The following is a 26,231-nucleotide window of genomic DNA, read 5'->3' as shown; positions in this document are numbered from 1 at the left end:
CCACGCTTAATGTTTAAAGTGGCGCACGCCGGTGAAGACCATGGCGATGCCGTATTCATCCGCTTTGCGGATCGAATCCGCGTCGCGAATCGAGCCGCCCGGCTGAATGATAGCGGTAATGCCGGCTTTCGCCGCCGCCTCGACCGTATCGTCCATCGGGAAGAACGCATCGGACGCCAACACGGCGCCAACCGCCTGTTCCCCGGCTTGTTCAATCGCAATTTTGGCCGCGCCGACCCGGTTCATTTGCCCGGCGCCAACGCCGACCGTCATCCCGTTTTTGGCCAGTACAATCGCATTCGATTTCACATGTTTGACAACCTTCCAAGCAAACCGAAGCTGTTCGCGCTCAGCCTCGGTCGGCTCGCGCTTCGTAACGACGTTCCATTCAGCGTCTTCGAGCGTGAACGTATCGGCCTCTTGGACGAGCAAGCCGCCATTGACGGAAACGAGCATTTTTTCCTTGACGTCCGGCGCGGTAAAATCAAGCGTCAACAGACGGATGTTTTTCTTTTTCGTCAAAATGGCAAACGCCTCGTCGCTGAATGACGGAGCGATGACGATTTCCAAAAAGATGTCGTGCATCCGTTCGGCTGTTTCTTTGTCCACTTCACGGTTGACCGCAATAATGCCGCCGAAAATCGACACCCGGTCCGCTTCGTACGCTTTCGTAAACGCCTCAAGAAGCGTCGCGCCGACGCCGACGGCGCACGGGTTCATATGTTTGATGGCGGCCACAGCCGGCTCTTGAAATTCGCGAATGAGGTTGATCGCCGCATTGGCGTCGTTAATGTTGTTGTACGACAACTCTTTGCCATGCAGCTGTGCCGCGTTGGCAATCGAGAACGCCGCACCGAGCGGCTTGGCATAAAACGCTGCCGATTGATGCGGATTCTCGCCATAGCGCAATGATTGTTTTTTCGTATACGTGACCGTGAGCGTTTCCGGATAGTTCTCTCCGGTGAGGTTTGTCAAATACTCCGCAATCATCGCGTCATACGCCGCCGTATGGCGGAACGCTTTCGCCGCCAGTTGTTGCCGCGTTTTTGCTTGGATCGAACCGGTCATTTTCAGTTCTTCAATCACTATCGGATAGTCGGCTGGATCGACGACAATCGCGACATCAGCATAGTTTTTCGCCGCCGCACGCACCATCGTCGGGCCGCCGATATCGATGTTTTCAATCGCCTCCGCGAGCGTCACATCCGGTTTGGCGATCGTTTGTTGGAACGGATACAAGTTGACGACGACCAAATCGATCGGGCGAATGCCATGCTCTGCGAGCGCTGCTTGGTGGCGCTCATCGCTGCGCACCGCCAAAATGCCGCCGTGAATGGCCGGATGCAATGTTTTGACGCGCCCGTCCAAAATTTCCGGAAAGCCGGTGACATCGGAAATCGAAATGACGGGAACGCCGGCGTCTTCAAGCGCTCGTTTCGTCCCACCGGTCGAAATGATACCAATGCCAAGTTCAGCCAGCTGCTTCGCAAACGGAATGATGCCTTCCTTATTGGACACGCTGATCAATGCTCGTTTCACTGCCATCGTTCTCGATCCTTTCTTCCTGTTGTTCCTTTTCCCCTAGCAGCATGCGCAACACCGTCGGGTACAGCTCGTGTTCGACTTGATGGATGCGCGCTTCAAGCGCCTCGATCGGCTCACCGGGCACGATCGGGACCGCACGCTGGGCGATGACCGGCCCGGTGTCCATCCCTTCATCAACGTAATGAACGGTGACCCCTGTTTCCAAAACGCCAGCCCGATACGCTTGGCCGATCGCATCCTTGCCCGGAAACGCCGGCAGCAGCGACGGATGAATGTTGACGATTTTCCCTTCATAGGCGGAAAGCAAAGTCGGCCCGATCAAGCGCATATAGCCGGCCAACGCAATCCAGTCGATTTGGCGTTCCTTTAGCTCACGCAAAATCTCGCTCTCAAACGCCGCTTTGGACGGGTAGTCTTTTGGAGAAAACACAAACGCCGGCACGTTTTCGCGCGCCGCTCGTTCAATGACTTTCGCACCTGGGCGGTCGCAGACCAAAAGCGCTACTTCCGCGGGCACCTCGCCGCGCTTGGCCGCGTCGACGATCGCTTGAAAATTCGTGCCGCTTCCTGAAGCGAACACCGCCAGCCGCTTCATGCCCGGCCCCCTCCAGCAAACGACACGCCCGCTCCTTCGGCCACTTCGCCGATGATGTACGCCGGTTCGCCTCGTTCCGAAAGCCACTCAACAAGAGGCGCCGCCGTTTCCGGACTGACAGCGAGCACAAGGCCGATGCCCATATTAAAGACGGAAAACATCTCTTCTTCCTCAAGGCTGCCCTTTTCACGCAAAAAGTAAAAAATTGGCAAAACTGGCCATGAACCGAGCTGAATGCGCGCGCCGATTCCTGGCGGCAGCATGCGCGGAATGTTTTCGATCAACCCGCCGCCGGTAATATGCGCCATCCCTTTGATCGTAAACCGCTCGCGCACAGAGCGCAACAGTTTCGCATAAATGCGCGTCGGCTTCAATAACTCCTCGCCGAGCGGAACATCAAGCGGCTCGTAAATCTCATCAAGCGACAATTTCGCTTGTTCAAACACGATGCGGCGCACAAGCGAATAGCCGTTGCTGTGAAGACCGCTTGAAGGCAGGCCGATCAGCACATCGCCTGCTTGAATCGTTTGCCCGGTCACCAATCGGTCTTTTTCCGCAATGCCGACCGCAAACCCAGCCAAATCATACTCATCTTCATCATACATTCCTGGCATTTCCGCGGTCTCCCCGCCGATCAAGGCGCAGCCGGCCTCCACGCAGCCGTCGGCCACCCCTTTGACGATGGCGGCGATTTTCTCCGGCACCGCCTTGCCGCAAGCGATATAGTCGAGGAAAAAGAGCGGCTCCGCCCCTTGGACAATAATATCGTTGACACACATAGCGACACAGTCGATGCCGATCGTATCATGCCGGTCAAGCAAAAACGCTAGTTTCAACTTCGTTCCGACACCGTCCGTGCCGGAGACAAGCACCGGCTGGCGGTAACCAAGCGCGGATAGATCAAACAAGCCGCCAAACCCGCCGATCCCGCCCAGCACTTCGGGACGCATCGTTTTTTGCACGTGCTCTTTCATGAGGGCGACGGCCTGATAACCAGCCTCGATGTCGACCCCTGCTTGTTTGTATGCCTTTGCCACGTCAACTCCTCCTTTTCGCCGCCCATCACGCTCAGGACGCCAGGCGACGCTCTTGTTGCGCAGCGTTTCTCTCGCGGAAACGCGCCACCACACTCGTCAGCTGCACCGGTTATACTTCCTCCATCATTTCATCGTCAGACATGGCCGCGCCGCTTGACCGAGGCGGGTCGGATATTGGCCAGTGAAACACGCCAAACATTGCCCGCGCTGCGGCGAGACGTCCGGACGCCCGATGGCCTCAAGCATCCCTTCCTGGCTGATAAAGGCGAGGGAATCAGCGCCAATCAAGCGCCGAATCTCTTCAACAGTGCGATTCGCCGCGATCAATTCTTCCTTTGACGACGTATCAATGCCGTAAAAGCAAGGATGGGTGATCGGCGGCGCGCTGATGCGCACGTGCACTTCGACCGCTCCCGCTTCGCGGAGCATCGAGACGATGCGCCGGCTCGTCGTCCCGCGCACGATCGAATCATCCACCATCACAACCCGTTTGCCGGCCACAACCCCGCGCACCGGCGACAGCTTCATTTTCACTCCTTGCTCGCGCAACGCCTGCGACGGCTGGATGAACGTCCGCCCGACATATCGGTTTTTAATCAACCCCAATTCGTATGGAATGCCGCTCGCCTCAGCGTAGCCGATGGCAACAGAGATGCTTGAGTCCGGCACGCCGGTGACGATGTCGGCCTCTGCCGGCGCTTCCAAAGCCAGCCGCTTCCCTAAGTTTTTTCGGGCCGTATGGACATTGATGCCGTCGACATGGCTGTCCGGACGAGCGAAATAAATGTACTCCATGCTGCAAATCGACCGCGGCTGCCTAGGAGCAAACCGTTCCGAACGCACCCCTTCATGGCTGATGATGAGCAATTCCCCTGGCGACACTTCCCGCTCATAGGCGACGCCGATGACATCAAACGCGCACGTTTCCGACGCCACGACATACGCCGAGCCGAGCCGGCCGAGCGACAGCGGCCGAAACCCGTGCGGATCAAGCGCCGCATAGAGCGCCTTTTCCGTCAGCAGCAAAAACGCAAACGCCCCTTCGATCTGACTGAGCGCCTCTTTCATTTGCTCGACAAACGTCGGCGCTTGGCTGCGGCGGATGAGATGGGCGAACACTTCCGTATCCGATGTCGTCTGAAAAATGCTTCCTTGCCCTTCAAGCGCGAGCTTCAACTCGATGGCGTTTGTCAAGTTGCCGTTATGGGCCAACGCCATCGCGCCGGTTTGCGAGCGGAACAAGAGCGGCTGAACGTTTTCATAGCCGCCCCCGCCCGCCGTCGAATAGCGGACATGACCGATGGCCGCCGCCCCTTTGAGCGCATCGAGCGTACCGCTTTGAAACACATCGGTCACCAGCCCCAGCCCTTTATGACCGGATAAGCTCCCGTTATGCGCGACAACGATGCCGGCCCCTTCCTGCCCACGGTGCTGCAGGCTGTGAAGCCCGTAGTATGTGAGCCGGGCGGCGTCTTCATGCCCCCAAATGCCGAAAATGCCGCACTCCTCGTTCAATCCTTTGATTTCAGCAAGCATGGAATAGCCCCTTTCCAGACGTTTCGCATCTTGGCAACGGAAAGGTGAATGAGCGTCTCACCGTGCTCCCCGTTCACCACGAATGCGCCGTCGTCTGTCACTTCGCCGATTTGTTTCGCTTCAACCAGTTGCTCAAACGCCTCTTTTTGCTCTTTTTTCACCGAGACAACAAAGCGTGATTGCGTTTCGCTGAACAGTTCACTGACGAGGTCACCGCCGATCGTCACCTTGGCGCCAAGCCCCGAGGCACCCATGACACACTCAGCAAGCGCAACGGCTAATCCTCCTTCGGCAATATCATGCGCTGACGCCACCACCCCCGCGCGGATCGCCGCAAGCAGCTGGCGCTGGCGGCTTGCTTCCACCTCTAAGTCAATCTCCGGTGCTTTTCCAAAAATGCGGCCTTCCAGCCATTTTTGCAACTCGCTGCCGCCAAACTCCGGCTTCGCCTCGCCGATCACGTAAATGAGGTCGCCCGCTTGCTTAAACGACTGAGTCGTAATATGGGAAAGATCATCAATGAGACCGACCATGCCAACGACCGGGGTTGGGTACACGGCCTCGCCGTTCGTTTCATTGTACAGCGAGACGTTGCCGCTCACCACCGGCGTCCCGAGCGCCCGGCACGCTTCGCTCATCCCGTCGACCGCTTTTTCGAGCTGCCAGAAAATCTCCGGCTTTTCCGGGCTGCCAAAGTTGAGGCAGTCCGTAATGGCGAGCGGCTTCGCTCCGGAGCAGACGACATTGCGCGCCGCCTCGGCGACGGCGATTTTCCCGCCCGTTTCTGGATCCAAATACAAGTAGCGCGAGTTGCAATCCGTCGTCAGCGCGAGCGCCTTGTTCGTGCCGCGGATGCGCACGACCGCCGCGTCCGATCCCGGGGCGACGACCGTATTCGTCCGCACCATATAGTCGTACTGGTCGTACACCCATTCTTTGCTCGCAATCGTCGGCTGGGCGAGCAGCCCGAGCAATGTTTGATTGTAGTCTTCGATGTGCGGAATATACGGCGGCATCGCTTGAAACTCGCGGTAATAAGCCGGCTCCGCAGACGGTTTATGATACACCGGCGCATCTTTCGCCAAGGCGTCCACTGGAATTTCCGCCGCCACCTCGCCGCGGAAAAACAGACGAAGCATTTTGTCATCGGTTACTTTTCCGATCGCTTTGGCCTCGAGGCCGTATTTGGCAAAAATCGCGGCGATTTCGTCTTCACAACCTTGCTTGACGACAAGCAACATCCGTTCCTGCGATTCGGACAGCATCATTTCGTACGGCGTCATGCCTGCCTCACGCTGCGGGACGAGATCCAAATTCATTTCAATGCCAAATCCGCCTTTGCTTGCCATCTCGGCGGATGAACTCGTGAGTCCTGCCGCCCCCATATCTTGAATGCCGACTAACGCATCGGACTTGACTGCTTCAAGACACGCCTCAAGCAGCAGTTTTTCCATAAACGGGTCGCCGACTTGCACGGCCGGACGCTTTGCTTCCGACTGTTCGCTCAACTCTTCCGAAGCAAACGTCGCCCCGTGGATGCCGTCGCGGCCCGTTTTCGCCCCGACGTACATGACCGTGTTGCCGACCCCGGTCGCCACGCCGCGCTGAACGTCCTCATGGCGGATGATCCCGACGCACATGGCGTTGACCAATGGGTTGCCTTCATACGCCGGGTCGAACTGCACCTCGCCGCCGACGGTCGGGATGCCGACGCAGTTGCCGTACCCGGCAATGCCGGCAACGACCTGCTCGAACAAATATTTGACGCGCGGCGACGTCAATTCGCCAAATCGAAGCGAGTTCAGCAGCGCAATCGGCCGCGCTCCCATTGAAAAGACGTCGCGGATGATGCCGCCGACCCCGGTCGCCGCTCCTTGGTACGGCTCGATCGCTGACGGGTGATTATGGCTTTCGATTTTAAACGCCACCGCCAGCCCGTCGCCAATATCGACAATGCCCGCACCCTCACCCGGCCCTTGCAGCACGTGCGGACCATCAGTCGGGAATTTTTTCAGCACCGGCTTCGAGTTTTTGTAGCTGCAATGCTCCGACCACATGACGGCAAAAATGCCGGTTTCCGTGTAGTTCGGCAGTCTCCCCAAAATCGCTTCAATGCGCGCAAACTCTTCATCTGTTAACCCCATCTCACGGTACAACTTTTGTTCTTTGATCATCGCCGCGCTCGGCTCAAGCAGTAACGACATGCGTCTCCCTCCAATAGTTGACGATCGATCGGAATAGTTTCAATCCGTCCGCGCTGCCGAGCAAGGCGTCGACCGCCCGCTCCGGATGCGGCATCATGCCGAGCACATTGCCCCGTTCATTGACGATGCCGGCAATATCCGCCAAGCTGCCGTTCGGATTTTCTCCATGGTAACGGAACACGATTTGCCGGTTCTCGACAAGGCGCTCGAGCGTCTGTTCATCGCAATAATAATTCCCTTCACCATGGGCGATTGGAATTGTAATGACTTCGCCTTTTTCGTAGGCAGACGTAAACATCGTTTCATGATTTTCCACCGTCAGCTGGACCGGCCGGCAGATGAATTTCAACCCTTGATTGCGGCGCATCGCCCCAGGAAGCAAGCCGGCTTCGAGCAAAATTTGAAACCCGTTGCACACCCCAAGCACCGGTTTTCCCGCTTCGGCGGCTTTTTTTACGGCAGCCATCACCTTGGAGAAACGGGCAATGGCTCCGGAACGCAAGTAATCGCCGTACGAAAACCCGCCTGGAAGCAAAATGGCGTCAAAACGGTCTAGATCGTCCTCGTCATGCCAAACGTATTCGACCTCTTCACCAAGTTCATCGGCGATCGCATGATACATATCGACATCGCAATTCGATCCCGGAAACACAACGACGGCAAACTTCATCGGGCGACGGCCTCCTCGATTTCATAGCGGTAGTCTTCAATCACCGGGTTGGCAAGCAGTTTTTCACACATCTCGCGAACGAGCTCGTTGATGTCGCGGCCGCTCTCTTCAATCACGAGCTCCATAAACTTCCCGATTCGTACATCTTTCACTTCCGTATACGATAAGCTGTGCAGCGCCCCTTTTACAGCGGTCCCTTGCGGATCCAACACACTCTCTCGCAACGTGACATACACTTTTACTTTGTACATGCCGATTCTCCCCCTAACCGTTGTAAAATGACTTCGTATGCGTCCGTCAAACTGCCCAAGTCGCGGCGGAACACGTCTTTGTCGAGCTTTTCGTTCGTCTTTGCGTCCCATAACCGGCACGTGTCCGGTGAAATCTCATCCGCCAAGAGGATGGCTCCGTCTGCTGTACGGCCGAACTCAAGCTTAAAATCAATCAACCGCACGTTCCGCTCGGCAAAATGGAGGCGCAGCACGTCATTCACCGCAAGCGCGGCCTGCTTCAGCGCGGCGACTTCCTCGCGGCTGGCGAGTTTTAAAATGAAGATATGATCTTCCAACAACAACGGGTCGCCAAGGTCGTCGTTTTTGTAATAAAACTCAACAAGCGGCGCCTCAAGCGGCGTCCCTTCCTCTAGACCGATCCGCTTGGCTAAACTTCCCGCTACCACATTGCGGACAACGACTTCAAGCGGGATGATCGTCACGCGCCGGACCAATTGTTCCGTTGGCGACAGCTTTTCAATAAAATGATTGGCAATGCCTGCTTCGCGCAGCTTCAAAAACAACAAGCTGGAAATCTCGTTATTGAGCCGCCCTTTGCCGGCGATCGTCGCCTTTTTTTCGCCGTTAAACGCCGTTGCGCTGTCTTTGTACTCGACCCAAAGCACATCTGGCTCGTCAGTCGCGTAAATTTTTTTCGCTTTCCCTTCATATAACAGCTGTTGTTTCGTCGGCACGATCAACGCCTCCATTTGTCCAGAAGATTGAAAATCTTTTGTATAGCCGGCCGGCTTCGACCAGCCGGCAGCCGCTCACTCCAACCCTAAGCGGGCAAAAATCGTATCGACATGTTTCAAATGATGACGATAATCAAAACAATCATCGAGTTCCTCTTTCGTCAGCCGGCTCATGATCCGCTCATCCGCTTCAAGAAGCGAGCGGAACGGCACTTGTCTCTCCCACGCTTCCATCGCTTTCGGCTGCACCAAATCGTACGCCTCCTCGCGCGTCATCCCCTTGTCGATCAAGGCAAGCAAGACTCGCTGTGAATAAATGAGCCCGAACGTGCGCTCCATATTTTTTTTCATGTTTTCCGGGTACACAAGCAAATGTTTCACGATATTCGCGAATCGGTTCAACATATAATTCAACGCAATCGTCGCATCCGGCAAAATGATGCGCTCGGCCGACGAATGGGAAATGTCGCGTTCATGCCAAAGCGGCACGTTTTCGTACGCTGTCACCATATAGCCGCGAATGACGCGCGCCATGCCGGTCATGTTTTCCGAACCGATCGGATTGCGCTTATGCGGCATCGCTGATGAGCCTTTTTGTCCTTTGGCAAAAAACTCTTCGACTTCGCGGACTTCGCTTTTTTGCAAGCCGCGAATCTCGACGGCAAATTTTTCAATCGATGTCGCAATTAAGGCCAATGTCGCCATATAGTAAGCGTGGCGGTCGCGCTGCAGCGTCTGCGTCGAAATCGGCGCCGGCGTCAAGCCGAGTTTTTCACAAACATACTGCTCCACAAACGGATCCACGTTGGCGTACGTGCCGACTGCGCCGGAAATTTTCCCTACTTCCACCATCTTGGCAGCTTGTTCAAACCGCTCCAAATTCCGTACCATCTCGGCATACCAAAGCGCCAGCTTCAGCCCGAACGTCGTCGGTTCGGCATGAACGCCGTGCGTGCGCCCCATCATGACCGTGTATTTATGTTCGCGCGCTTTCTCTTTCAGCACTTGAATGAAGTTTTCCAAATCACGCCGCAAAATCGCGTTCGCCTGCTTTAACAAGTAGCCGAGCGCCGTATCGACGACATCGGTCGACGTGAGACCATAATGCACCCATTTTCGTTCTTCCCCAAGCGTCTCAGAAACGGCGCGGGTGAAGGCGACGACATCGTGGCGCGTTTCTTCTTCGATTTCCTTAATGCGGTTGACGTCAAACGACGCGTTTTCACGCAGGCGGCGGACATCTTCTTTTGGGATGACGCCAAGCTCGGCCCACGCCTCGCACGCGAGCAGTTCCACCTCAAGCCATGCCTTAAAGCGGTTTTCCTCGGTCCAAATCGCTCCCATTTCCGGTCTTGTGTAACGTTCAATCATCCTCGTTCCAGCCTCCGATCATGCCAAATTTGCCACGATTCGATTCGCGCCAACGCCGCCTCGACATCGTCTGCCAGCACCGTCACATGCCCCATTTTCCGCTTCGGCTTCGCTTCGTGTTTGCCGTACAGATGGACGTAGGTCCCCCCGTCGAACGCACCGATATGCCGAATGACCGGCTCGACGTGCTCGCCTAAAATATTGACCATCACCGCCGGCTTCAACAATTCGGTCGATCCGAGCGGCCAGTTGCAAACAGCGCGGATGTGCTGGGCAAACTGCGACGTCGCGCATGCATTGATTGTATAATGTCCGGAGTTGTGCGGTCTAGGGGCCAGCTCATTAATATAAATATCCCCGTCCGCAGTCAAAAACATTTCCACCGCCAGCGTCCCAACGAGCGAAAACGATGCGGCCAACACTTCCGCGTAGCGAATGGCCCGCTCTTGCACGCTTTCCGGAATTCGGGCCGGAACGATCGTTTGATGCAAAATGTTCTCGATATGAATATTTTCCGCCACTGGAAAAACAGCTGTCTCACCATCGAGGTTGCGGGCGACAATGACCGACATTTCCTTCACAAACGGCACCCAGCCTTCCAAAATGCATGGGCCAAGCCCAAGCAAATCAGCCGCTTTGGCTAGATCGCCTTCGCCGCGCAGCACATATTGCCCTTTGCCGTCGTAGCCGCCGCGCCGCGTTTTCAAGACGCACGGGAAACCGATCGTCTGAACGGCCTGTTCAAGTTCCTCCGCTCCATTCACTTCGACATAGGGCGCCACCGGCAAGCTGGCATCAACGATCGCCGCTTTCTCCAGCGCCCGGTCTTGCGTCACCGCAAGCAGTCGGCTTCCTTGCGGGACATAGGCGTTTGCCTCCAGCCACTCAAGCGCTCGCGCATCGATATTTTCAAATTCGTACGTAATGACATCGCTCACGCAGGCCAGTTCAGCGATGGCGTCCAAATCATGATAAGGCGCCGTAATCTCCACATCGGCCACTTGCCCGCACGGGGAGTCAGGCGTTGGGTCGAGCACGGCAATGCGAAAACCCATCTCGCGCGCCGCCAAAGCCATCATCCGCCCGAGCTGCCCCCCGCCGATGATGCCGATCGTCTGCCCAGGAACGATCCGTTGCTTAGTCAAATTGATCACTGCTTTCTACGATTTGTTTGCGAATCGCTTCCCGCCGCGCTTTGAGCGCCTCCATATAGCGTGGCTCAAGCAGTCCAAGAATCGATGCGGCGAGCAGTCCGGCGTTGGTCGCCCCCGCCTTGCCGATCGCCACCGTCGCCACCGGCACCCCGCCTGGCATTTGCACAATCGACAATAACGAATCAAGTCCATTCAATGCTTTTGACTGCACGGGCACCCCAATCACCGGCAGCGTCGTTTTCGCCGCGATCATCCCCGGCAAATGAGCCGCCCCGCCAGCGCCGGCAATGATCACGCGGATGCCGCGCTCCTCGGCTGTCTCCGCATACCGAAACATCTCATCCGGCGTCCGGTGCGCCGATACGACTTTTTTCTCAAACGGAACACCCAATTCCTCCAAAATGGCGCAAGCATGTTTCATCGTTTCCCAATCCGAATGGCTTCCCATGATCACCCCAACGAGCGGGCTCATACCGTTTCACTCCTTTTGCTAGCACAACAAAACCCAGAACATGCGTTCCCATCCGTAAACGAGGGAAAGCATCGTTCCGGGCTTTGACAGTTGCTGATCGAAAAAAAGCCAAAACCGATCCTTTCCCTCATAGTCCAATCATTTACGGTGATTGGGTAGAAACTTTTGGGCCATATTCCCAAAATTATATGAGGGATCTTCTCATACACTATGAAGTTACCTTTATAGTAGCAGGTTTTTTTTCGGCGTGTCAAGGAAAAAATCGAACATTTAGTATTTCATCAAAGCAAATGTTCGTGTTTTTTGAATCACCAAACGAAGAAGGCGGCATATGATGAATGAGCGGAGGAGGAGAGACACGATGGCCAAAGAAAATCCGTTTACGCCGTTTTCCGATTGGACAAAACATTGGCAGCAATTTTTTCAAAATGATTTTTGGGGAAGCATCCAGCCGTTGCTGCCGTCATCGAACAAGCCATCATCCGGTATGAACATTTACAAAAAAGACAACGAGCTGCTCGTTGTCATCAGCCTCCCGGGGCTCGAAAAAATCGAAGATGCAGAAGTGTATGTATCATACAAAACGTTGGAAGTGAAGGCAACCATTAATCTAAACTTCAAAGGGTTTGAGCTAGTAGAAGAAGGCCTTTTCCAAGGCCAATTCCAAAAAACAATCCCACTGCCGTTCGCCGTCAAAGAGGACCGCATCGAAGCAACATACCATAACGGCCTGTTGTTCATCCACCTGCATCGACTCATCCCTGACGAGCCGAAAAAGAAAATTGTCATCAAAAAAAGCGAATAATCTCCCCCACGAGTCCAAAAAAGGAGATACCTGCCTTTCCGAAAAAAATAAAAAAAGAGGGTGTCCATGCCGTACAGGACACCCTTACGCGAGTTTCCGTTTCCTATCGCTTTTATGAAAAAGGGGGTCTAGGAAACGATGATCACGCTTTACATTTTGGGGGAGAGGATTGAAAATGGCGTCATTCAAAATGACTCATTTCCCATTAGGCAAAAATAATGAGAGAACCATTCAGCTCCCTCATTTTTTTGCCTGCCTAGCAGCGACCTACTCTTGCAGGGGCGCTGGCCCCAACTACCATCGGCGCTGGAGGGCTTAACTTCCGTGTTCGGGATGGGAACGGGTGTTTCCCCTCCGCCATAGCCACTAGGCAAGCGGTTGGATTTTGACATCATTTATTATACTTGAAAAACAAACAATGTCAAGAAGGAAATTCATTCCTTCAAAACTAGATAACCGTCGGAAGAAGCCGCGGCGCTTCCGCTTTTCGTTGTCCAGCTCCGGCTCGCCTGCGTTTTTCTTTGTCCAGTTCCAGCGCCTAGCTCTCTTCTGCCAAATAACCTTCCCCCTCGGGGTGCAAGCACCCCTGCGGGTGAAGAACATTTGGCTTCGAGATCGCCAGGATGGCGATATTTCGCCGTCGCCCGCAGGACGCGGACTGCCTTTAGGCGAAATTGCGGCGCCTCAGCCTTTCTATTGCGCTTCGTTTCGTTCAGTTTTCAAGGAACGAGCTATCCTTTCTTCGTTCGAGGAACTTACCTCCTCGAAAGTGACTCTTACAATATATCACCTTTTTTTGTCAACACATTTTTACTTTTGAGTCAGTCAAGAGTTTGCGGAGCACTTTTTTCGGTTATATTGTAAATAGCTATAATAGCTATATAAATGCACCTTGAAAAGTTAACTTCTCGATTACGCAACACACCCCAAGCGTCGCAACACGTCTTCCGGGCGTTCCTGAATGGAATGAACAAATCGTTGAACCGCTTGTAGGATCTCATGACGGTCTTTGTGAAAGGCGTTGGCGAACACCGTATCCTTCAGCCATTTCCACAAACGCTCGATCGGGTTGAGCTGCGGCGAGTAGGGCGGGAGATACAAGAAATGAAAACATGGTCCTTCTTCCCGCAAAAACTCCTTCACCATTCGAGCGTGATGAATCCGGGCATTGTCTAGAAGGCTGGTGATTTAGTGAAAAGTCGCGGAAAACGGAATCTCTTCTCAAATTGAGAAGTCCTGTAAAATCAACGCTTCTCTTTCAGCCGAAAGCAACGGGTTCGGCGAAATCGGTCGTTTTTCACCGGCCCTCTAGAATAAGCGCCATGATCCGGTTGGGATGCCGCCCTTTGACCCGAGTCCGACAGTCACTAGGCAAACAAAATGCCTCTCGCCCCTTGATGCAAAAGGGACGAGAGACATTTGGGCACACTTTGGGCGTGTATCTAGGCGCGAGGATGGATGCCTAGGATCTTCGGAGGAGGCTCCAGCCCTAGAGCCGCAAAGAGTTGCGCTTGTTTGGCCGTCAGTTCGGTTCGTTGATAAAGGTCTCCGTTTTTTTGAAGAAAAATGTCCAAGCATGAGACGCTCACATTCGTCTCTTACTTTTGGCCATGATTCATGAGTTCGGATCTCTACGATCCGAACCAGTAAGAGCGCCAGCCAACTGAGCAGCACATGCGCCCGAATGCGGTCTTCCAAGCGATGATACATAGGTCACAATTCCAATGTAGACTTCAATGTTCGGAAGGCCTGCTCAATATCCACCAGCTGCTTATACCCGATGGCGACATCTTCGGCAGACAAGGTGTCGTCAGATGTCCGGATGAGATATTTGCCGTCGTACTTTTCCGCGTCACGAACCGCCTGCTTGTCGATGCGAAGGGTTCCGTCCTTCAACTGGCGCAATTATTTTCCGTAGGACGGATGGGAACGCAGCCGGCAGGTCGCCTTATGATGGGCTTCGTTTGGGGTTTGGTGTTCCACGCCGAAGCCACATCCCACCCCAGTTCGGCGGGAGTCTTGGTGAGCACGAGCCGCTTGATCTCTTTCTACTGTTCTTCCGTGAGAAACAGCTCGCGTCCGGGCGCGAAATCCCAGTGAAGCAAGAGGTCCACACCCATACCCATCAAGTTACGAATTTTGATCTTTGTGCATCGTCAAAAACATGGAACATGTGTACATCGGACATGAACGCTTGTACGTTCCACGGTTGGTTTTCCGCCGTCTGACGGCGGAAGAATGACAAAAACGGATGGCGTATGTGCGGAAAAAGCATGTCTATAGCACCACGGGTTAATAATTATATTTTAAATTACCATGTTTAATTTGTACTGTACCAGAACCGTCATTTTTAAATCTAAATGCATAACTACCGGGATGCTTTACCAGTGTAGTGTCTCTCCAATCAAGTGCAGCCCAGCCAGCCACATCTCTCCATACAACTTTACCAGTATATACTTGACCTAGTTTATAAACTTCTACTGCAACTGCCTCAGGTCTATTAATTAGTTCAAATTCAAAAATCCCAGGATTATAAAAATAGTATCCACCATTAATCCAAACGTAATTTGAAAAGGTGGTATTGCCAAAGGAGTATTTTTTAATGCTCTGAGCAGTTACTGTTTGTTCTGCTATAATAGATTTTGTTTTAGGGTCATCTGTTTCGATGGATTTCTCTTCAAGATTAATCGTTTTGATAAGATTATTATTTTCATCATAAATTTCAACTCTTGGAGCTTTATCTCGGTTAATTGCTTGATCATTTACTTGAGCATTTACGGCGTTTGATTCGAATATAAACAAAAGAATAGTCGCCAATGTAATTATAATATGATGAATCTTTTTCATCATTCTCATATTTTTCTCATCCTTTCATTCATCTTTGAACATTTATCTCCACAACATTAGCATTTATTTAAAAATTGACTCTTCACCAGGAACATATGCTTGACAAGCAATGCAATTTCCTACAGGAGGATAGGCAAAACCATTAATGCGTAACCAACAAGAACAAATGAATCAACTTGCGCAACGCAAAGTTTCGGACCAAATCACGATCCCTAACCACTTCAGCTATCCGTTGAATTTCTTCATCAGAAACAAGTTTTTGCATCAAACTTGGAGGTGTGCTATGCTTGTTTATAGAGCACCGCCCGGGTTTGTTTGAATCGTTACTCATCTTCTACAGCAAAGGCACTCTTCTGTCTTTTGGATTTTATTGGATAATCAACACGCCTAGCTTGATATACATTAAGGGAGGTATTGTTGTTTTGTGGATTATTATTCAATTTGGATTAGCCGCTATTTTACTTTTATTTTCTACTCTAGCTGCTTGGTATGAAGGCAGTGCAATATTAGATAATCCTTGGGAATGGAAGCATTCAACACCGTTTTCCCAAATGATGTATGGTCAAGTACATAGTAAAAGTCATATTTCACAACTTGACTACTTTGTATACTCCGCTAAATTTCACCCCTTTTTTCCGATTATCATGGCAATAAGCAGTTTATACTTATTAATTCTTATTGGATACTATTTCTTAAAACCACAGAATAAGAAATTTGCTTGTTTTCTATTCATTTTAGGAGGAGGCTTATTCCTGCTTGGTTGCTTTTTTATGGATTCTACCACAACAGGTGGAAAAATCTTTTTTTATATTTGGTTAGTGAGTGGCTCTTTGTGTACTGCAACAGCTATAACAACTTATTTCCAAGTATTAAATCACAACCCGCGGCGCTAGATAAACTCAAACAAGCATAAAATAGCCATTGCTGGTGAACCCCCTACTAGAATGAAAGTGTCACCCAACATTTGAAAGGAGAGATCACCATGTAAGAGCACTTTCATTTTACTACAGATCGAGCGAAGATTCAAAAACAATATGCATCGAGAGTCAGCCAAGACTTTGTGGAGAACATTTTTTCGGTTCACTACGGGCGTTGTCAATCACTAGTTAGCGAACCATTTTCAGGAATTAATATCGTAAGCGCTTTCAGGCTCTCATCCCTCATCTTGAGGCGATGATACGATATTCCATTTTTTTACACCCAACCACCATCCCGGAGCGCCGACAACGCTTGATGGATCGGCGTCCCAGATGACTGTTGCAGACACGGTAGATTCTGACGCACCACATCCGCCCACAACCGTCCTGCCTTCCGTTTGGCCTGTTCAATCCGCTTGGACTTTGTCGAGGACGAGGCTGCCCTCCGGGGCTCTTCCTCCTCCAACGGTCCCTTTCTCCACCGGATCCCGTCGATTCGGGCCACCATCGCTTTTAGAAACGCTCGAAGCCCTTGGTCTTTCCAGCTGCGGCGGGATTTCACCCGATGCGCAAATCGGCTCATCACGCTCTCGGCGTGGCCCATCGGACGCATGCCGGTCGGCTCCACCCCTTGCTCCGACAGCCACTCCCGGTAGTCCCGGATGCATCCCGGCATCGACTCGATCCGGCGGATCATGGCAGCCATCTGCTTCTCTTTCGCTTCGTCCTCCAACGTGCCGATGGCGCTGTTCAGCTCCACGAGAAGCCCTTCTTCGTCTTGTTTCGCCAGCTTCTTCCGCACTTCCCGCCAACGCGGATGGCCGGACAGACACTGACGCAGCTCCCGCGCCACATGAAATCGATCCAGCTGAAAGCACGCCCGCTTCCCAAAATACTCCCGGCAGGCCGTGATCCACGCCGCCGCGTCGCCGTTGATGATCAACAAGTCCCGGCACGGATCATAGGCATATTCCTTCATCAGCCACTCCTCAAACCGTTCCCACACGTCCCCCGTCCCTTCATGGAGGTAGTGGCGCCGGTTCACGAGCTCGAGCTGCGACCCGTTTCGTCTCCATCCCTCGTGAACCGCCAGGATTTTCTCTTCTTTCGCCCGTTTTCCTTTCCCCTGGCGGGAAACAGAGTCCTTCCGCCTCCACAAACAACACTCGGCCATGCCGTTTGGAAACAGGGCGGTGCAGCGAGACAGGGGCCTCGAGCACCAACTGGCGAATCGCCTCGTGGCTGAGGACCGCATACCCCACGATTGACTCGAGTGTGCGAGCTGCTTTGCGGTAGGAAGAGCACTCCACGGCCAACTCGACCGCCGTTTCCTCGAGGCAAGGGCTGATCGATTGGGCTCCATCAAAGCCCAGTTCGGCATCCAGCAAGAAGGTATAGTTCCCCGTTTGCCGGTCATAGTAGTAGTTCCGTCGGAACGTCACTTCCCCAAACAGCGTTTGGATCGTAGTCGGCCGTTTGTCTTTCAGCTGATACCGGCGCTTGTCCCGCGCTTCCGCCAGTTGTTGATCGATCTCCTCCAAAAGGGCCGCCAACAAGACAGCGAACACCTTTTGAAGAGTTCTGACTAATTGCTCCTCCAGCTCTTTTAATAAAGGCCATTCTGTGGTAAGATGTTTCATGGACTCTCTCCCTCCTGTTTTCGGTTGGTTTGCCAATCACCATCATAGCAGGGAGAGAGTCCTTTTTGCATGACATTTGCTTGTTCTACCGCGCTTCGCTTGGTGGCCCCGACGAGCGTCGCGAACAAAAGTTCGCAACCCTCGTCGGGGAATCATTCCGGAATGCCACCCACAAATATTTTACTCACACTTCAAGATTTTTTCTTTCAAATCAAAACCGCTTTGTTCTTATCTCTTCCACTCTCTTGCTAACATCCCGTACACAACATGGTCAACAAAATGATCGTAAAGCCACTCCGCATCTCGAATCGTCCCTTCATTCGTAAATCCCAGCCGTTCAGGAATCGCTCTGCTCCGTTGATTTTCTACCGCACAGCGGATTTCGACACGATTCATCCCCTGTTCAACCAACAAATAGTCAATGCACGCCTTGCATGCTTTCGTCATCAATCCCATTCCTTGAAACGATTCGCCAAGCCAGTAGCCAATGCTCGTTTTTCGATTTACTCGATCAATATAATGAATTCCAATGACAACGGCCAATTGGCCACGATGCCAAATCCCTGCCTCAAAACCATTGCCAGCAGCAAATTTCTGCAATCCTTGACCGACCTTTTAGGACATACAAAAAAGACTGCTCCGAAAGGCTATCCAAACTGCCTTTTGGAACAGTCTTGCGTCTCCGTTACTATTCCCGTAAAAAGACGAAGTAACAAATAAAGACGACAAACAGCACATACAACAGCGGATGCACGTCTTTGCCGCGGCCTTTTAAAATCATCGTGATCGGGTAGAAGATGAAGCCAACGGCAATCCCAGTGGCGATGCTGTAGGAAAGCGGCATCGTGATGAGCGTGAAGAATGCCGGTACAGCGACTTCGAACTTCTTCCAGTCAATTTCGCCGATCGACGAGGCCATTAATACCCCGACGATGATGAGCGCTGGCGCGGTGACCGGTGCGGTAATGACGCTTAACAGCGGCGAGAAGAACAATGCCAGCAAGAACAAAATCCCCGTCACGACCGCGGAAAACCCTGAGCGCCCTCCAGCGGCGACGCCGGCTGACGATTCGATGTACGACGTCGTTGTCGATGTGCCGAACACCGCCCCAACCATCACCGCTGTCGCATCGACAAGCAGCGCTTTGCCGGCGCGCGGCAGTTTATTGTTTTTCAACAACCCGGCTTGGTTGGCGACAGCCAAGAGCGTCCCGGTCGCATCGAAAAAGTCGACAATAAAGAACGTTAAGACAACACCGAGCATTTTCCACGAGAAAATGTCCGGCAAATGCTTGATCGCTACACCGAATGTTGGCGAAATATCCGGAATAGCGCCGACAATTTGATGCGGCACTTTGATCAAACCGAAAATCATGCCGACAATCGCGGTAATGACCATGCCGTAAAAGACGCCGCCGTTTACTTTTCTTACCATCAAAACAACAGTAATGAACAATCCAAAAATGGCCAACAGTGTATTGCCGTCTTTCAACGAACTTAATCCGACGAGCGTTGCTTTGTTATCGACAATAATTCCAGCGTTTTGCAAGCCGATGAACGTGATGAACAGGCCAATTCCGGCGCTGACTGCATATTTCAGTTCAACCGGGATGGCATCGATAATTTTTTCCCGAATGCCGGTGAGCGATAAAATCGTAAAAATGACGCCGGAAACAAACACTCCTGCCAGCGCTGTTTGCCACGGAATGCCCATATGCAGCACGACGGTGAAGGCGAAAAAGGCATTCAGCCCCATCCCAGGCGCCAAGGCGATTGGATAGCGGGCCAACACTCCCATCAAAATCGATCCGTACGCCGCTGCCAAAGCCGTGGCGACAAACACGGCGCCTTGGTCAATGCGCAGTTCATCAGGAAAATCTTTCACAGCCCCTAACGACAAGGTAAATGGGTTGACGAACAAAATGTACGCCATCGACAAAAACGTCGTCAGCCCGGCGATCATCTCCGTTCGATAGTTCGTGCCGAGCTCATCAAACTGGAAGTACTTTCTCACGTCTGCCCCCTCCTATACATAAAATAAAAAACGCTTCTAGCAGCTACCAGAAGCGTTGACTAGGAAGGAATGACGAACAGAGAGAGGACAAACAAGCACTCTCCTATCCCGCATCCCTCGTAGTCAAGCTATTTACGGTAGCTTGGTAGAAACTCCCGAGCCATATTCCCGGGATTATACGACGGAATTCAACAATATTCATGATTCCACGGCTATTGTATCAGCCTGAAGATGACCTGTCAAGAAAAAAGACGAACATTTATTTGTAAATGTTCGTCTTTTGTTCGTTTTTATTCCCACTCGATCGTTGCCGGAGGCTTGCTTGTAATATCGTAGACGACGCGGTTGACATGCGGCACCTCATTGACGATGCGCGTTGAAATCCGCTCGAGCACATCCCACGGGATGCGCGCCCAATCGGCGGTCATCCCGTCGATCGAGGTCACCGCGCGGATGGCGACCGTATAATCGTACGTGCGGGCATCCCCCATCACCCCAACGCTGCGAATGTCGGGAAGGACGGTAAAGTATTGCCAAATTTCGCGGTCCAACCCAGCTTTTTTCACTTCTTCGCGCAAAATGGCGTCTGATTCGCGAACGATTTCCAATTTTTCTTCCGTCACTTCTCCAAGAACACGGATGCCAAGCCCTGGCCCCGGGAACGGCTGCCGCCAGACGATTTCGTCTGGGATTCCTAGTTGCGTGCCGAGTGCACGCACTTCGTCTTTAAACAGCGTATTGAGCGGTTCGATCAGTTCGAATTTCATATCTTCCGGCAAACCGCCGACATTATGATGCGATTTGATCGTTTGCGCCGTCGCCGTGCCGCTTTCGATAATGTCGGTATAGAGCGTGCCTTGCACTAAAAATTCAATGCCTTCAAACTTGGCCGCCTCGTCGTCAAATACGTAAATAAACTCGTTGCCGATGATTTTCCGCTTTTGTTCCGGGTCCGTAACCCCTTTGAGTTTCGCCAAAAAGCGGTCTTTCGCATCAACTTTAATGACATTCATTTGGAACTGCTCACGGAACGTCTTCATGACGCTTTCGGCTTCACCTTTGCGCAAAAGGCCATGGTCGACGAAAATACAAGTAAGTTGATCGCCAATGGCGCGGTGCACCAAAACGGCAGCAACCGACGAATCGACTCCGCCGCTTAAGGCGCACAGCACTTTTTTTCCGCCCACTTGTTCACGGATGCGGCGCACCTGCTCATCAATAAAGTTTTCCATCGTCCAGTCGCCCCGGCAGCCGCATACCTCAAAGACAAATTTCTTCAATAGATCATTGCCGTATACCGAGTGGCGCACTTCTGGATGGAATTGCACTCCATACCATTTTCGCCGTTCGTCACTCATCGCAGCAATCGGGCACGAAGGGCTCGTCGCATCGACAGCGAAACCAGCCGGCGGAGCGGTCACCAAATCGCCGTGGCTCATCCAAACGACTTGCTCGTCCGGCAAACCATGAAAAAGCAAAGAATCGTTTTTCACTTGGATGAGCGCTTTGCCGTATTCACGGTGCGTCGCTTTTTCCACCTTACCTCCTAAATGGTGCGCCATTAGCTGCATCCCGTAGCAAATCCCTAAAATCGGCAGCCCCAGCTCAAAAATCGCTGGGTCGCATGTAAACGCTTGTTCATCATACACGCTGTTTGGACCGCCCGAGAAAATGATTCCTTTGGCGTTCAGCGCACGAATTTCCTCAGCACGGATCGTGTGCGGATGCAGTTCGCTGTAGACGCCAAACTCTCGGATGCGGCGGGTAATCAGCTGGTTATATTGACTGCCAAAGTCCAAGACGACGATCATTTCTTGGTTCATGTTTTCCACCCCGTCAAAAAAATAACGCTGCCATTGCCCAAAACATGGATGAAGGCAGAATAGCAGCGTCTTCTGCCTTCATAGTCGGGCCGTTTACGGCGGCCCGGTAGAGACGCGCAAGCCATATTCTTGCGCTTATATGAAGGGCTTTCGTCTATCCGTATGCAAATTTGAGTTCATTCTATCAACTTGCCGGCATACGGTCAAGAGATCGTCCTTTTTATTAAATTTTCCCACAATTCCACCGCTTCACGGACATTGGCTTCCTTGATTCCCGTTCCGTATACGGCGCGTTCATATAGTTTCGTCAACCGATTCATCTCATCTGTTTCAAACAGGCGATCCACTTCGGCGGCGTATTGACGCAGCGTTTCATGCGGCCGACGCTTAAGTCCATAATCTTGCAAATGGCGAAGAAGCGCCCCGTACGCAGAAATGAGCCAGGCGGCCCCATCGAGTTTCCGGCGGCGGAACCGAAACAGCGTAAAGCGCGGCCACCATTTCCGCCTTGTCGCATAGGCCGCTCCGCCCAACACGGCCAACACGACCAGCGTGGTTAATCCCATTTTCCACGACCAAACATCCGCCAGCTTCTCCCACCAATGCTCCCCCTGTGCCGTCGAAGGTTGCTCAAGTAATTGATCGAGCGGCACATGCGGCGTTTCCCGTTCTTCCGGCTGCAGCTGTGGTTCTGGCTCCTCTGGATTCGAAGCGGCAAGCGAGAACGCATATGGATTGACAAACCCTTGCGTCGGTTCAAATGGCACCCAGCCGATGCCTTCAAAATACACTTCGACCCATGAATGGGCGTCGTTGTTGCGCACTTCATAAACCGATTGCCCGTCTTGTTCCCCAACCAACCGTCCGGATGTGTACCCTTTCACCCAGCGCGCTGGAATGCCCAGTGTGCGGACGAGCACCGCCATCGAGGTGGAAAAATTGTCGCAATACCCTTGCTTCGTCTCAAATAAAAACTGGTCGACGTAATCTTGATCAGGCCTGGGAACAGCGACGTCCGTCGTTTCGTACGTGTATCCGTTCAGATGGAAGTATTGCTCGATCGCTTTTACCTTGTCGTACACGGTTTCTTTTCCATCAGTAATTTGCTTCGCCAACTCGCGAACCCGCTGCGGAAGCGTCTCTGGCAATTGCGTATAGCGTTTCAAAAAGGGCGGGTCTTGGACAGGAGGAGCGGCGCGCAATGCCTCAATCGGAAAATCTGGCTCCATATACGTCAGCATATACTGACGGATCGGAAGCGCGTTGGCGTTTTGATCGCTCGTATAAATTTTTTCCGTCGCCATATGCATGCGGTAGACGATATGGTCAGACGTTTGCACCTGTTGCAAGCCGAGCGGATAGACGAGATGAAACGCCTGGTCTTGGCGGGTGATTTCCGCCGTCTGCTCGACCGTCTTGACTTTGTCGCTCCACCATTCATACCTAATCAGCTCACCGTTTCCAAACGACTGGACTTGTTCGCTTTGAAACGCTTCCCACCCTTTTCCCGTGTAAATGTCTTTCGTTTCGACGCGCCAATAATGACGGCCTTGGTCTTTGGCAATGAAAACGACGGTATCATCAGCAATAAACGGCCCGCCGAGGCGGGAATCATTTTGCCCATATCCCACTTTTGCCACACCAGGAGAAGGTGAGTCATCGTTCGTTTCTTCCGGCTGGGCGTGATAGCTGCGGATAAACGCCACCGGATCCGGCCATTGCGGCGGCAGCTTCGGACCCGCATACCCAACCGCAAGAGCGACGGCAGGAATGAATAGAGCGGCCGCCCGCCACTTTCCGATGCGAAAAGACGGCGCTTTTGCCTGCAGCTCTTCGCCCTGGAGCCAAACGAAAGCAAAAAAGCCGAGCGCAACAAGACGAAGGATCGCCCCGTTGCCGCTATATGGCAGAAACGTATCAAGCACAGCGATATACCCAACTGTCAACGCGTATGGGACAAACCACCGATTCCGCCGTACAATAAGCCAATGCAACAGGAACGAAACGGCCCATAACAGCAGAAAAAAGACAAAGGTGCGCAGCGCATCGCCCGGCATAGAAGACCAATCGCCCGACAACCAGACGGTGCTATCCCGCCAAAGCGCATAAGGCAAAGCGGCGATCGAAGCAAAAGAAAATAAACGAGAAAGCGCCCACCATATATAAACCATTTTCCCGAGCGCGGAAAGCCATATGGGAACACGGAGCAAATGAAGTCCGAAACAAAGGGCGACAAATGATACAAACACGCCTATATGCGCTGTATCGGTGACGGCCTCTAACGGCCAAAGCCATTCCGTGAGCAGCCAAGCGGCTAGGGCGTTAGGCAGCACGGTAGATAACATGTTTGCCCCTAACGGTCTCATCCGTCTCCTCCTCCTTGCCGGACGGTTTGCAACGCCTGCGGGTCAATGCGCGATACGTACACTCCGCTGCGGCGAAGCCTGTCCGCCCAATTCCGCTCATCCTCTCCCCATTCACGGTTGACAACATACAGAACAATATGGCGTTTTGGCGCCATTGCTCGCAGCTGCCCGGCCAACTGGGCGGACAACGCGGACGTCACAATGATGCAACCAGCAGCCGTCCTCCAGTTCGCCTCCTCAGCTAAAACATGCGCGAGCGGCTCTTGGCCGCCGACGTCCACTTCCGCCAACCGGAGAAGAATCGACTGCCACTGTCCGTCATGGCGGCGCGGCGCTAAGAAAGAACGCTCTTTTCCAGCAACGAACAGCCCGACCGGCACCCCCTCATCGATCAACGCCTTCGATACGGAAACCGCTAACGTGACAAGCTCCTCAAACCATGGAGACGCGGCGCCGTCGAGCACAACGATCCAATCGTCATTGCGCTGTTCATCAAACTCTTTGGTCATCAGTTCCTGTCTGCGCGCTGACGCCTTCCAATGCACCCACGACATTTTGTCCCCAGGCACGTATTCACGGGCGCCGGCCGCCACGGCCATATCGCGGCGATAGGCAAGCGTGCGCGCAGCTTTTCCTTGGGCAAACCATTCGCACACCATCTCAGGCGGCCATTCGATATAACGTGGATAGACGATGACCGTGCACGGGGCATAAAACGATGCCGTTTTGTTCACCCAGCCAAAGACATCGCGCGCTTCCAAGCGAACAGCTTCCAATTGATGACGGCCGCGCGGCAAGGAAAGCGGCCATGTACAAGAAAGGTGGCGGCGAAACGGCCAAGCAATCGCAATCATCTCTCCTCCGTGCTTCCACCCTTCCTCAGCAACAGCAAGCGCCGCCAGCGGAACCGCCCACGGCAACTCGATACGAACCATCACCGGAATCGATTCACCCGCATGGTAGCGCCGCGCCGGCACCGTCCGGCTTACCGCGGCGCGTCGAAGCGGATACATCGCGACCAAGAACGCATACAAACCGAACGGCAAAAAGCTGTAAAACAAAAACCAGCTGACAAATCCACCTTGAAACATGGCGTACGAAAACAAGACAGCCGCCAAAATCAACAGGCGAAGAAAAGCGGGCCATCGTCGGCCATTCCATTTTCCTCTCATGCTCATCGCCGCCCTGGCACCGGCACCGGCGTGCGGGCAATGAGCTGTCCGATGATGGTTTCTGCATCAAACTTGTCCCATTTCGCCTCCGGCCGGACGAGCAGGCGGTGGGCGAGCACATAGGGAGCGAGCTGCTGCACATCATCGGGGATGACAAAATCGCGGCCATGGATGAACGCGTACGCCTGCGCCGCTTTCATCAATGCGGCCGATCCGCGCGGACTGACGCCTAAATAGACCGCTTCATGCTGACGGCTTTGCTGGATGAGATCGACGATATATCGTTTCACGGTATCGCTCACATGCACGTCGGCTACCTTTCGTTGCAGCGCAAGCAATTCATCAAGCGACATCACCGGGCCGATCTCCGCCAGCGGTGCCGTCTTTTCTAGACGGTTTAACATTTCGATTTCCTCGTCAGGGGACGGATAGCCCATATGCAATTTCAACAAAAACCGGTCAAGCTGGGCCTCAGGAAGCGGATACGTTCCTTCATATTCAATCGGGTTTTGCGTCGCCATCACAAAAAACGGCTGCGGCAGCGCCCGCGTGACACCATCCACCGTCACACTTCCTTCTTCCATCGCCTCAAGCAGCGCCGACTGCGTTTTCGGCGACGTCCGGTTAATCTCATCAGCCAACACAATATGAGCGACAATCGGGCCGGGCTTGTACTCAAACTGCCGTTCTTTTGGATTATAGACGGAAACGCCGATCACATCGCTCGGCAACAAATCCGGCGTAAATTGAATCCGTTTCAGCTCGGCGCTGAACGATTTCGCCAGCGCGCGCACAAGCATCGTCTTGCCGACGCCCGGCACATCTTCAAGCAACACATGGCCCTTGGCCAACAGCGCCGTTAAACTGAGCACAATGACATTGCGTTTTCCGACAATGACTTGTTCAATATTGCGGACAACTTGCTCAAGCGGGGAAAGCAACGGTTCGTTGATCGTCATGACATCAAACTCCTTTTATGGTGATCAATGGGACTTTTAGGGGTAGGCACTATCTAGTTTCTACTATTAATATAATATCGAATATACACAACTTTTGGAATGGATTTGCAACAAAGGGGAGAAGGAGAAAAAAGGGA

General features: G+C 53.0%; 20 protein-coding genes, 1 rRNA gene, 4 pseudogenes and 3 riboswitches. Of the genes and pseudogenes, 2 read left to right on the top strand and 23 right to left on the bottom strand.

The window, feature by feature from the left end; translation table 11 throughout:
* Positions 1 to 6 precede the first annotated feature (6 nt).
* From purH to purE, 11 genes are all read right to left on the bottom strand, one after another.
* Positions 7 to 1,545: a bifunctional phosphoribosylaminoimidazolecarboxamide formyltransferase/IMP cyclohydrolase gene (gene purH / locus GC56T3_RS01845; RefSeq protein ID WP_013144134.1), complete on the bottom strand. Its 1,539-nt coding sequence runs from the start codon at positions 1,543 to 1,545 to the stop codon at positions 7 to 9.
* Complete coding sequence (gene purN / locus GC56T3_RS01840) at positions 1,508 to 2,140, bottom strand: phosphoribosylglycinamide formyltransferase (protein WP_013144133.1); 633 nt, start codon at positions 2,138 to 2,140, stop codon at positions 1,508 to 1,510. Before purN ends, purH begins: the two co-directional genes overlap by 38 nt.
* Positions 2,137 to 3,177: a phosphoribosylformylglycinamidine cyclo-ligase gene (purM, locus tag GC56T3_RS01835; RefSeq protein WP_013144132.1), complete on the bottom strand. Its 1,041-nt coding sequence runs from the start codon at positions 3,175 to 3,177 to the stop codon at positions 2,137 to 2,139. Before purM ends, purN begins: the two co-directional genes overlap by 4 nt.
* Positions 3,178 to 3,300: 123 nt before the next feature.
* Positions 3,301 to 4,713, bottom strand: a complete 1,413-nt coding sequence (gene purF / locus GC56T3_RS01830) for an amidophosphoribosyltransferase (RefSeq protein WP_013144131.1) — start codon at positions 4,711 to 4,713, stop codon at positions 3,301 to 3,303.
* Positions 4,689 to 6,917 (bottom strand): phosphoribosylformylglycinamidine synthase subunit PurL, encoded by a 2,229-nt coding sequence (purL, locus tag GC56T3_RS01825; protein WP_013144130.1) that lies wholly within the window; start codon positions 6,915 to 6,917, stop codon positions 4,689 to 4,691. Before purL ends, purF begins: the two co-directional genes overlap by 25 nt.
* Complete coding sequence (purQ, locus tag GC56T3_RS01820) at positions 6,901 to 7,587, bottom strand: phosphoribosylformylglycinamidine synthase subunit PurQ (protein WP_013144129.1); 687 nt, start codon at positions 7,585 to 7,587, stop codon at positions 6,901 to 6,903. Before purQ ends, purL begins: the two co-directional genes overlap by 17 nt.
* Positions 7,584 to 7,838: a phosphoribosylformylglycinamidine synthase subunit PurS gene (gene purS, locus GC56T3_RS01815; RefSeq protein ID WP_013144128.1), complete on the bottom strand. Its 255-nt coding sequence runs from the start codon at positions 7,836 to 7,838 to the stop codon at positions 7,584 to 7,586. The genes purQ and purS overlap by 4 nt, the downstream gene beginning before the upstream one ends.
* A complete protein-coding gene (gene purC, locus GC56T3_RS01810) occupies positions 7,826 to 8,569 on the bottom strand; it encodes a phosphoribosylaminoimidazolesuccinocarboxamide synthase (protein ID WP_014194762.1) in 744 nt (247 codons plus the stop codon). Before purC ends, purS begins: the two co-directional genes overlap by 13 nt.
* A 60-nt stretch (positions 8,570 to 8,629) precedes the next feature.
* Positions 8,630 to 9,925, bottom strand: coding sequence for an adenylosuccinate lyase (gene purB, locus GC56T3_RS01805; RefSeq protein WP_013144127.1), 1,296 nt, complete (start codon positions 9,923 to 9,925; stop codon positions 8,630 to 8,632).
* Positions 9,922 to 11,070 (bottom strand): 5-(carboxyamino)imidazole ribonucleotide synthase, encoded by a 1,149-nt coding sequence (gene purK / locus GC56T3_RS01800; RefSeq protein WP_013144126.1) that lies wholly within the window; start codon positions 11,068 to 11,070, stop codon positions 9,922 to 9,924. The genes purB and purK overlap by 4 nt, the downstream gene beginning before the upstream one ends.
* Positions 11,063 to 11,551, bottom strand: coding sequence for a 5-(carboxyamino)imidazole ribonucleotide mutase (gene purE / locus GC56T3_RS01795; RefSeq protein WP_013144125.1), 489 nt, complete (start codon positions 11,549 to 11,551; stop codon positions 11,063 to 11,065). Before purE ends, purK begins: the two co-directional genes overlap by 8 nt.
* Positions 11,552 to 11,661: 110 nt before the next feature.
* Positions 11,662 to 11,763, bottom strand: a riboswitch (purine riboswitch).
* A 149-nt stretch (positions 11,764 to 11,912) separates the two neighbouring features.
* On the opposite strand from purE, the gene GC56T3_RS01790 reads away from it, so the two are divergent.
* Positions 11,913 to 12,356, top strand: coding sequence for an Hsp20/alpha crystallin family protein (locus GC56T3_RS01790; protein WP_013144124.1), 444 nt, complete (start codon positions 11,913 to 11,915; stop codon positions 12,354 to 12,356).
* Positions 12,357 to 12,610: 254 nt separating this feature from the next.
* On the opposite strand, the gene rrf is transcribed toward GC56T3_RS01790, so the two are convergent.
* The 5 genes and pseudogenes from rrf to GC56T3_RS19110 form a co-directional block, all read right to left on the bottom strand.
* Positions 12,611 to 12,727, bottom strand: a 5S ribosomal RNA gene (gene rrf / locus GC56T3_RS01785).
* Positions 12,728 to 13,268: 541 nt separating this feature from the next.
* The gene (locus GC56T3_RS01780) at positions 13,269 to 13,544 is read right to left on the bottom strand and encodes a transposase (RefSeq protein WP_255347861.1); all 276 of its coding nucleotides are present in this window, start codon (positions 13,542 to 13,544) and stop codon (positions 13,269 to 13,271) included.
* A gap of 254 nt (positions 13,545 to 13,798) precedes the next feature.
* A pseudogene (locus GC56T3_RS19120) lies at positions 13,799 to 14,330 on the bottom strand (transposase); the annotation flags it as partial.
* Between the two features lie 318 nt (positions 14,331 to 14,648).
* Positions 14,649 to 15,212, bottom strand: a complete 564-nt coding sequence (locus tag GC56T3_RS01770; RefSeq protein ID WP_013144123.1) for a hypothetical protein — start codon at positions 15,210 to 15,212, stop codon at positions 14,649 to 14,651.
* 145 nt (positions 15,213 to 15,357) lie between these two features.
* Positions 15,358 to 15,498: pseudogene (locus GC56T3_RS19110) on the bottom strand (IS4 family transposase); the annotation flags it as partial.
* Between the two features lie 127 nt (positions 15,499 to 15,625).
* Here GC56T3_RS19110 and GC56T3_RS01765 point away from each other — a divergent pair.
* The gene (locus tag GC56T3_RS01765) at positions 15,626 to 16,096 is read left to right on the top strand and encodes a YjdJ family protein (protein WP_041468649.1); all 471 of its coding nucleotides are present in this window, start codon (positions 15,626 to 15,628) and stop codon (positions 16,094 to 16,096) included.
* A gap of 301 nt (positions 16,097 to 16,397) precedes the next feature.
* Here the strand turns inward: GC56T3_RS01765 and GC56T3_RS18225 are convergent.
* From GC56T3_RS18225 to GC56T3_RS01725, 7 genes and pseudogenes are all read right to left on the bottom strand, one after another.
* A pseudogene (locus tag GC56T3_RS18225) lies at positions 16,398 to 17,760 on the bottom strand (ISLre2 family transposase).
* Positions 17,761 to 17,988: 228 nt separating this feature from the next.
* Positions 17,989 to 18,372, bottom strand: a pseudogene (locus GC56T3_RS01750) (GNAT family N-acetyltransferase); the annotation flags it as partial.
* A 76-nt stretch (positions 18,373 to 18,448) separates the two neighbouring features.
* Positions 18,449 to 19,774: an NCS2 family permease gene (locus tag GC56T3_RS01745; RefSeq protein WP_013144121.1), complete on the bottom strand. Its 1,326-nt coding sequence runs from the start codon at positions 19,772 to 19,774 to the stop codon at positions 18,449 to 18,451.
* Between the two features lie 100 nt (positions 19,775 to 19,874).
* Positions 19,875 to 19,976: riboswitch (purine riboswitch) on the bottom strand.
* 88 nt (positions 19,977 to 20,064) lie between these two features.
* Complete coding sequence (gene guaA, locus GC56T3_RS01740) at positions 20,065 to 21,597, bottom strand: glutamine-hydrolyzing GMP synthase (RefSeq protein ID WP_013144120.1); 1,533 nt, start codon at positions 21,595 to 21,597, stop codon at positions 20,065 to 20,067.
* 61 nt (positions 21,598 to 21,658) lie between these two features.
* A riboswitch (purine riboswitch) is annotated at positions 21,659 to 21,760 on the bottom strand.
* 40 nt (positions 21,761 to 21,800) lie between these two features.
* Complete coding sequence (locus GC56T3_RS01735) at positions 21,801 to 23,963, bottom strand: transglutaminaseTgpA domain-containing protein (protein WP_013144119.1); 2,163 nt, start codon at positions 23,961 to 23,963, stop codon at positions 21,801 to 21,803.
* Positions 23,960 to 25,141, bottom strand: a complete 1,182-nt coding sequence (locus tag GC56T3_RS01730) for a DUF58 domain-containing protein (RefSeq protein ID WP_013144118.1) — start codon at positions 25,139 to 25,141, stop codon at positions 23,960 to 23,962. The genes GC56T3_RS01735 and GC56T3_RS01730 overlap by 4 nt, the downstream gene beginning before the upstream one ends.
* Positions 25,138 to 26,094, bottom strand: a complete 957-nt coding sequence (locus GC56T3_RS01725) for a MoxR family ATPase (protein ID WP_013144117.1) — start codon at positions 26,092 to 26,094, stop codon at positions 25,138 to 25,140. The genes GC56T3_RS01730 and GC56T3_RS01725 overlap by 4 nt, the downstream gene beginning before the upstream one ends.
* Positions 26,095 to 26,231: the final 137 nt, after the last annotated feature.

It is taken from the genome of Geobacillus sp. C56-T3 (assembly GCF_000092445.1).
Taxonomy (GTDB): Bacteria; Bacillota; Bacilli; order Bacillales; family Anoxybacillaceae; genus Geobacillus; species Geobacillus thermoleovorans.
Note: the sequence above shows the minus strand (reverse complement) of the source record. Positions and strands in the feature narration are given on the sequence as shown.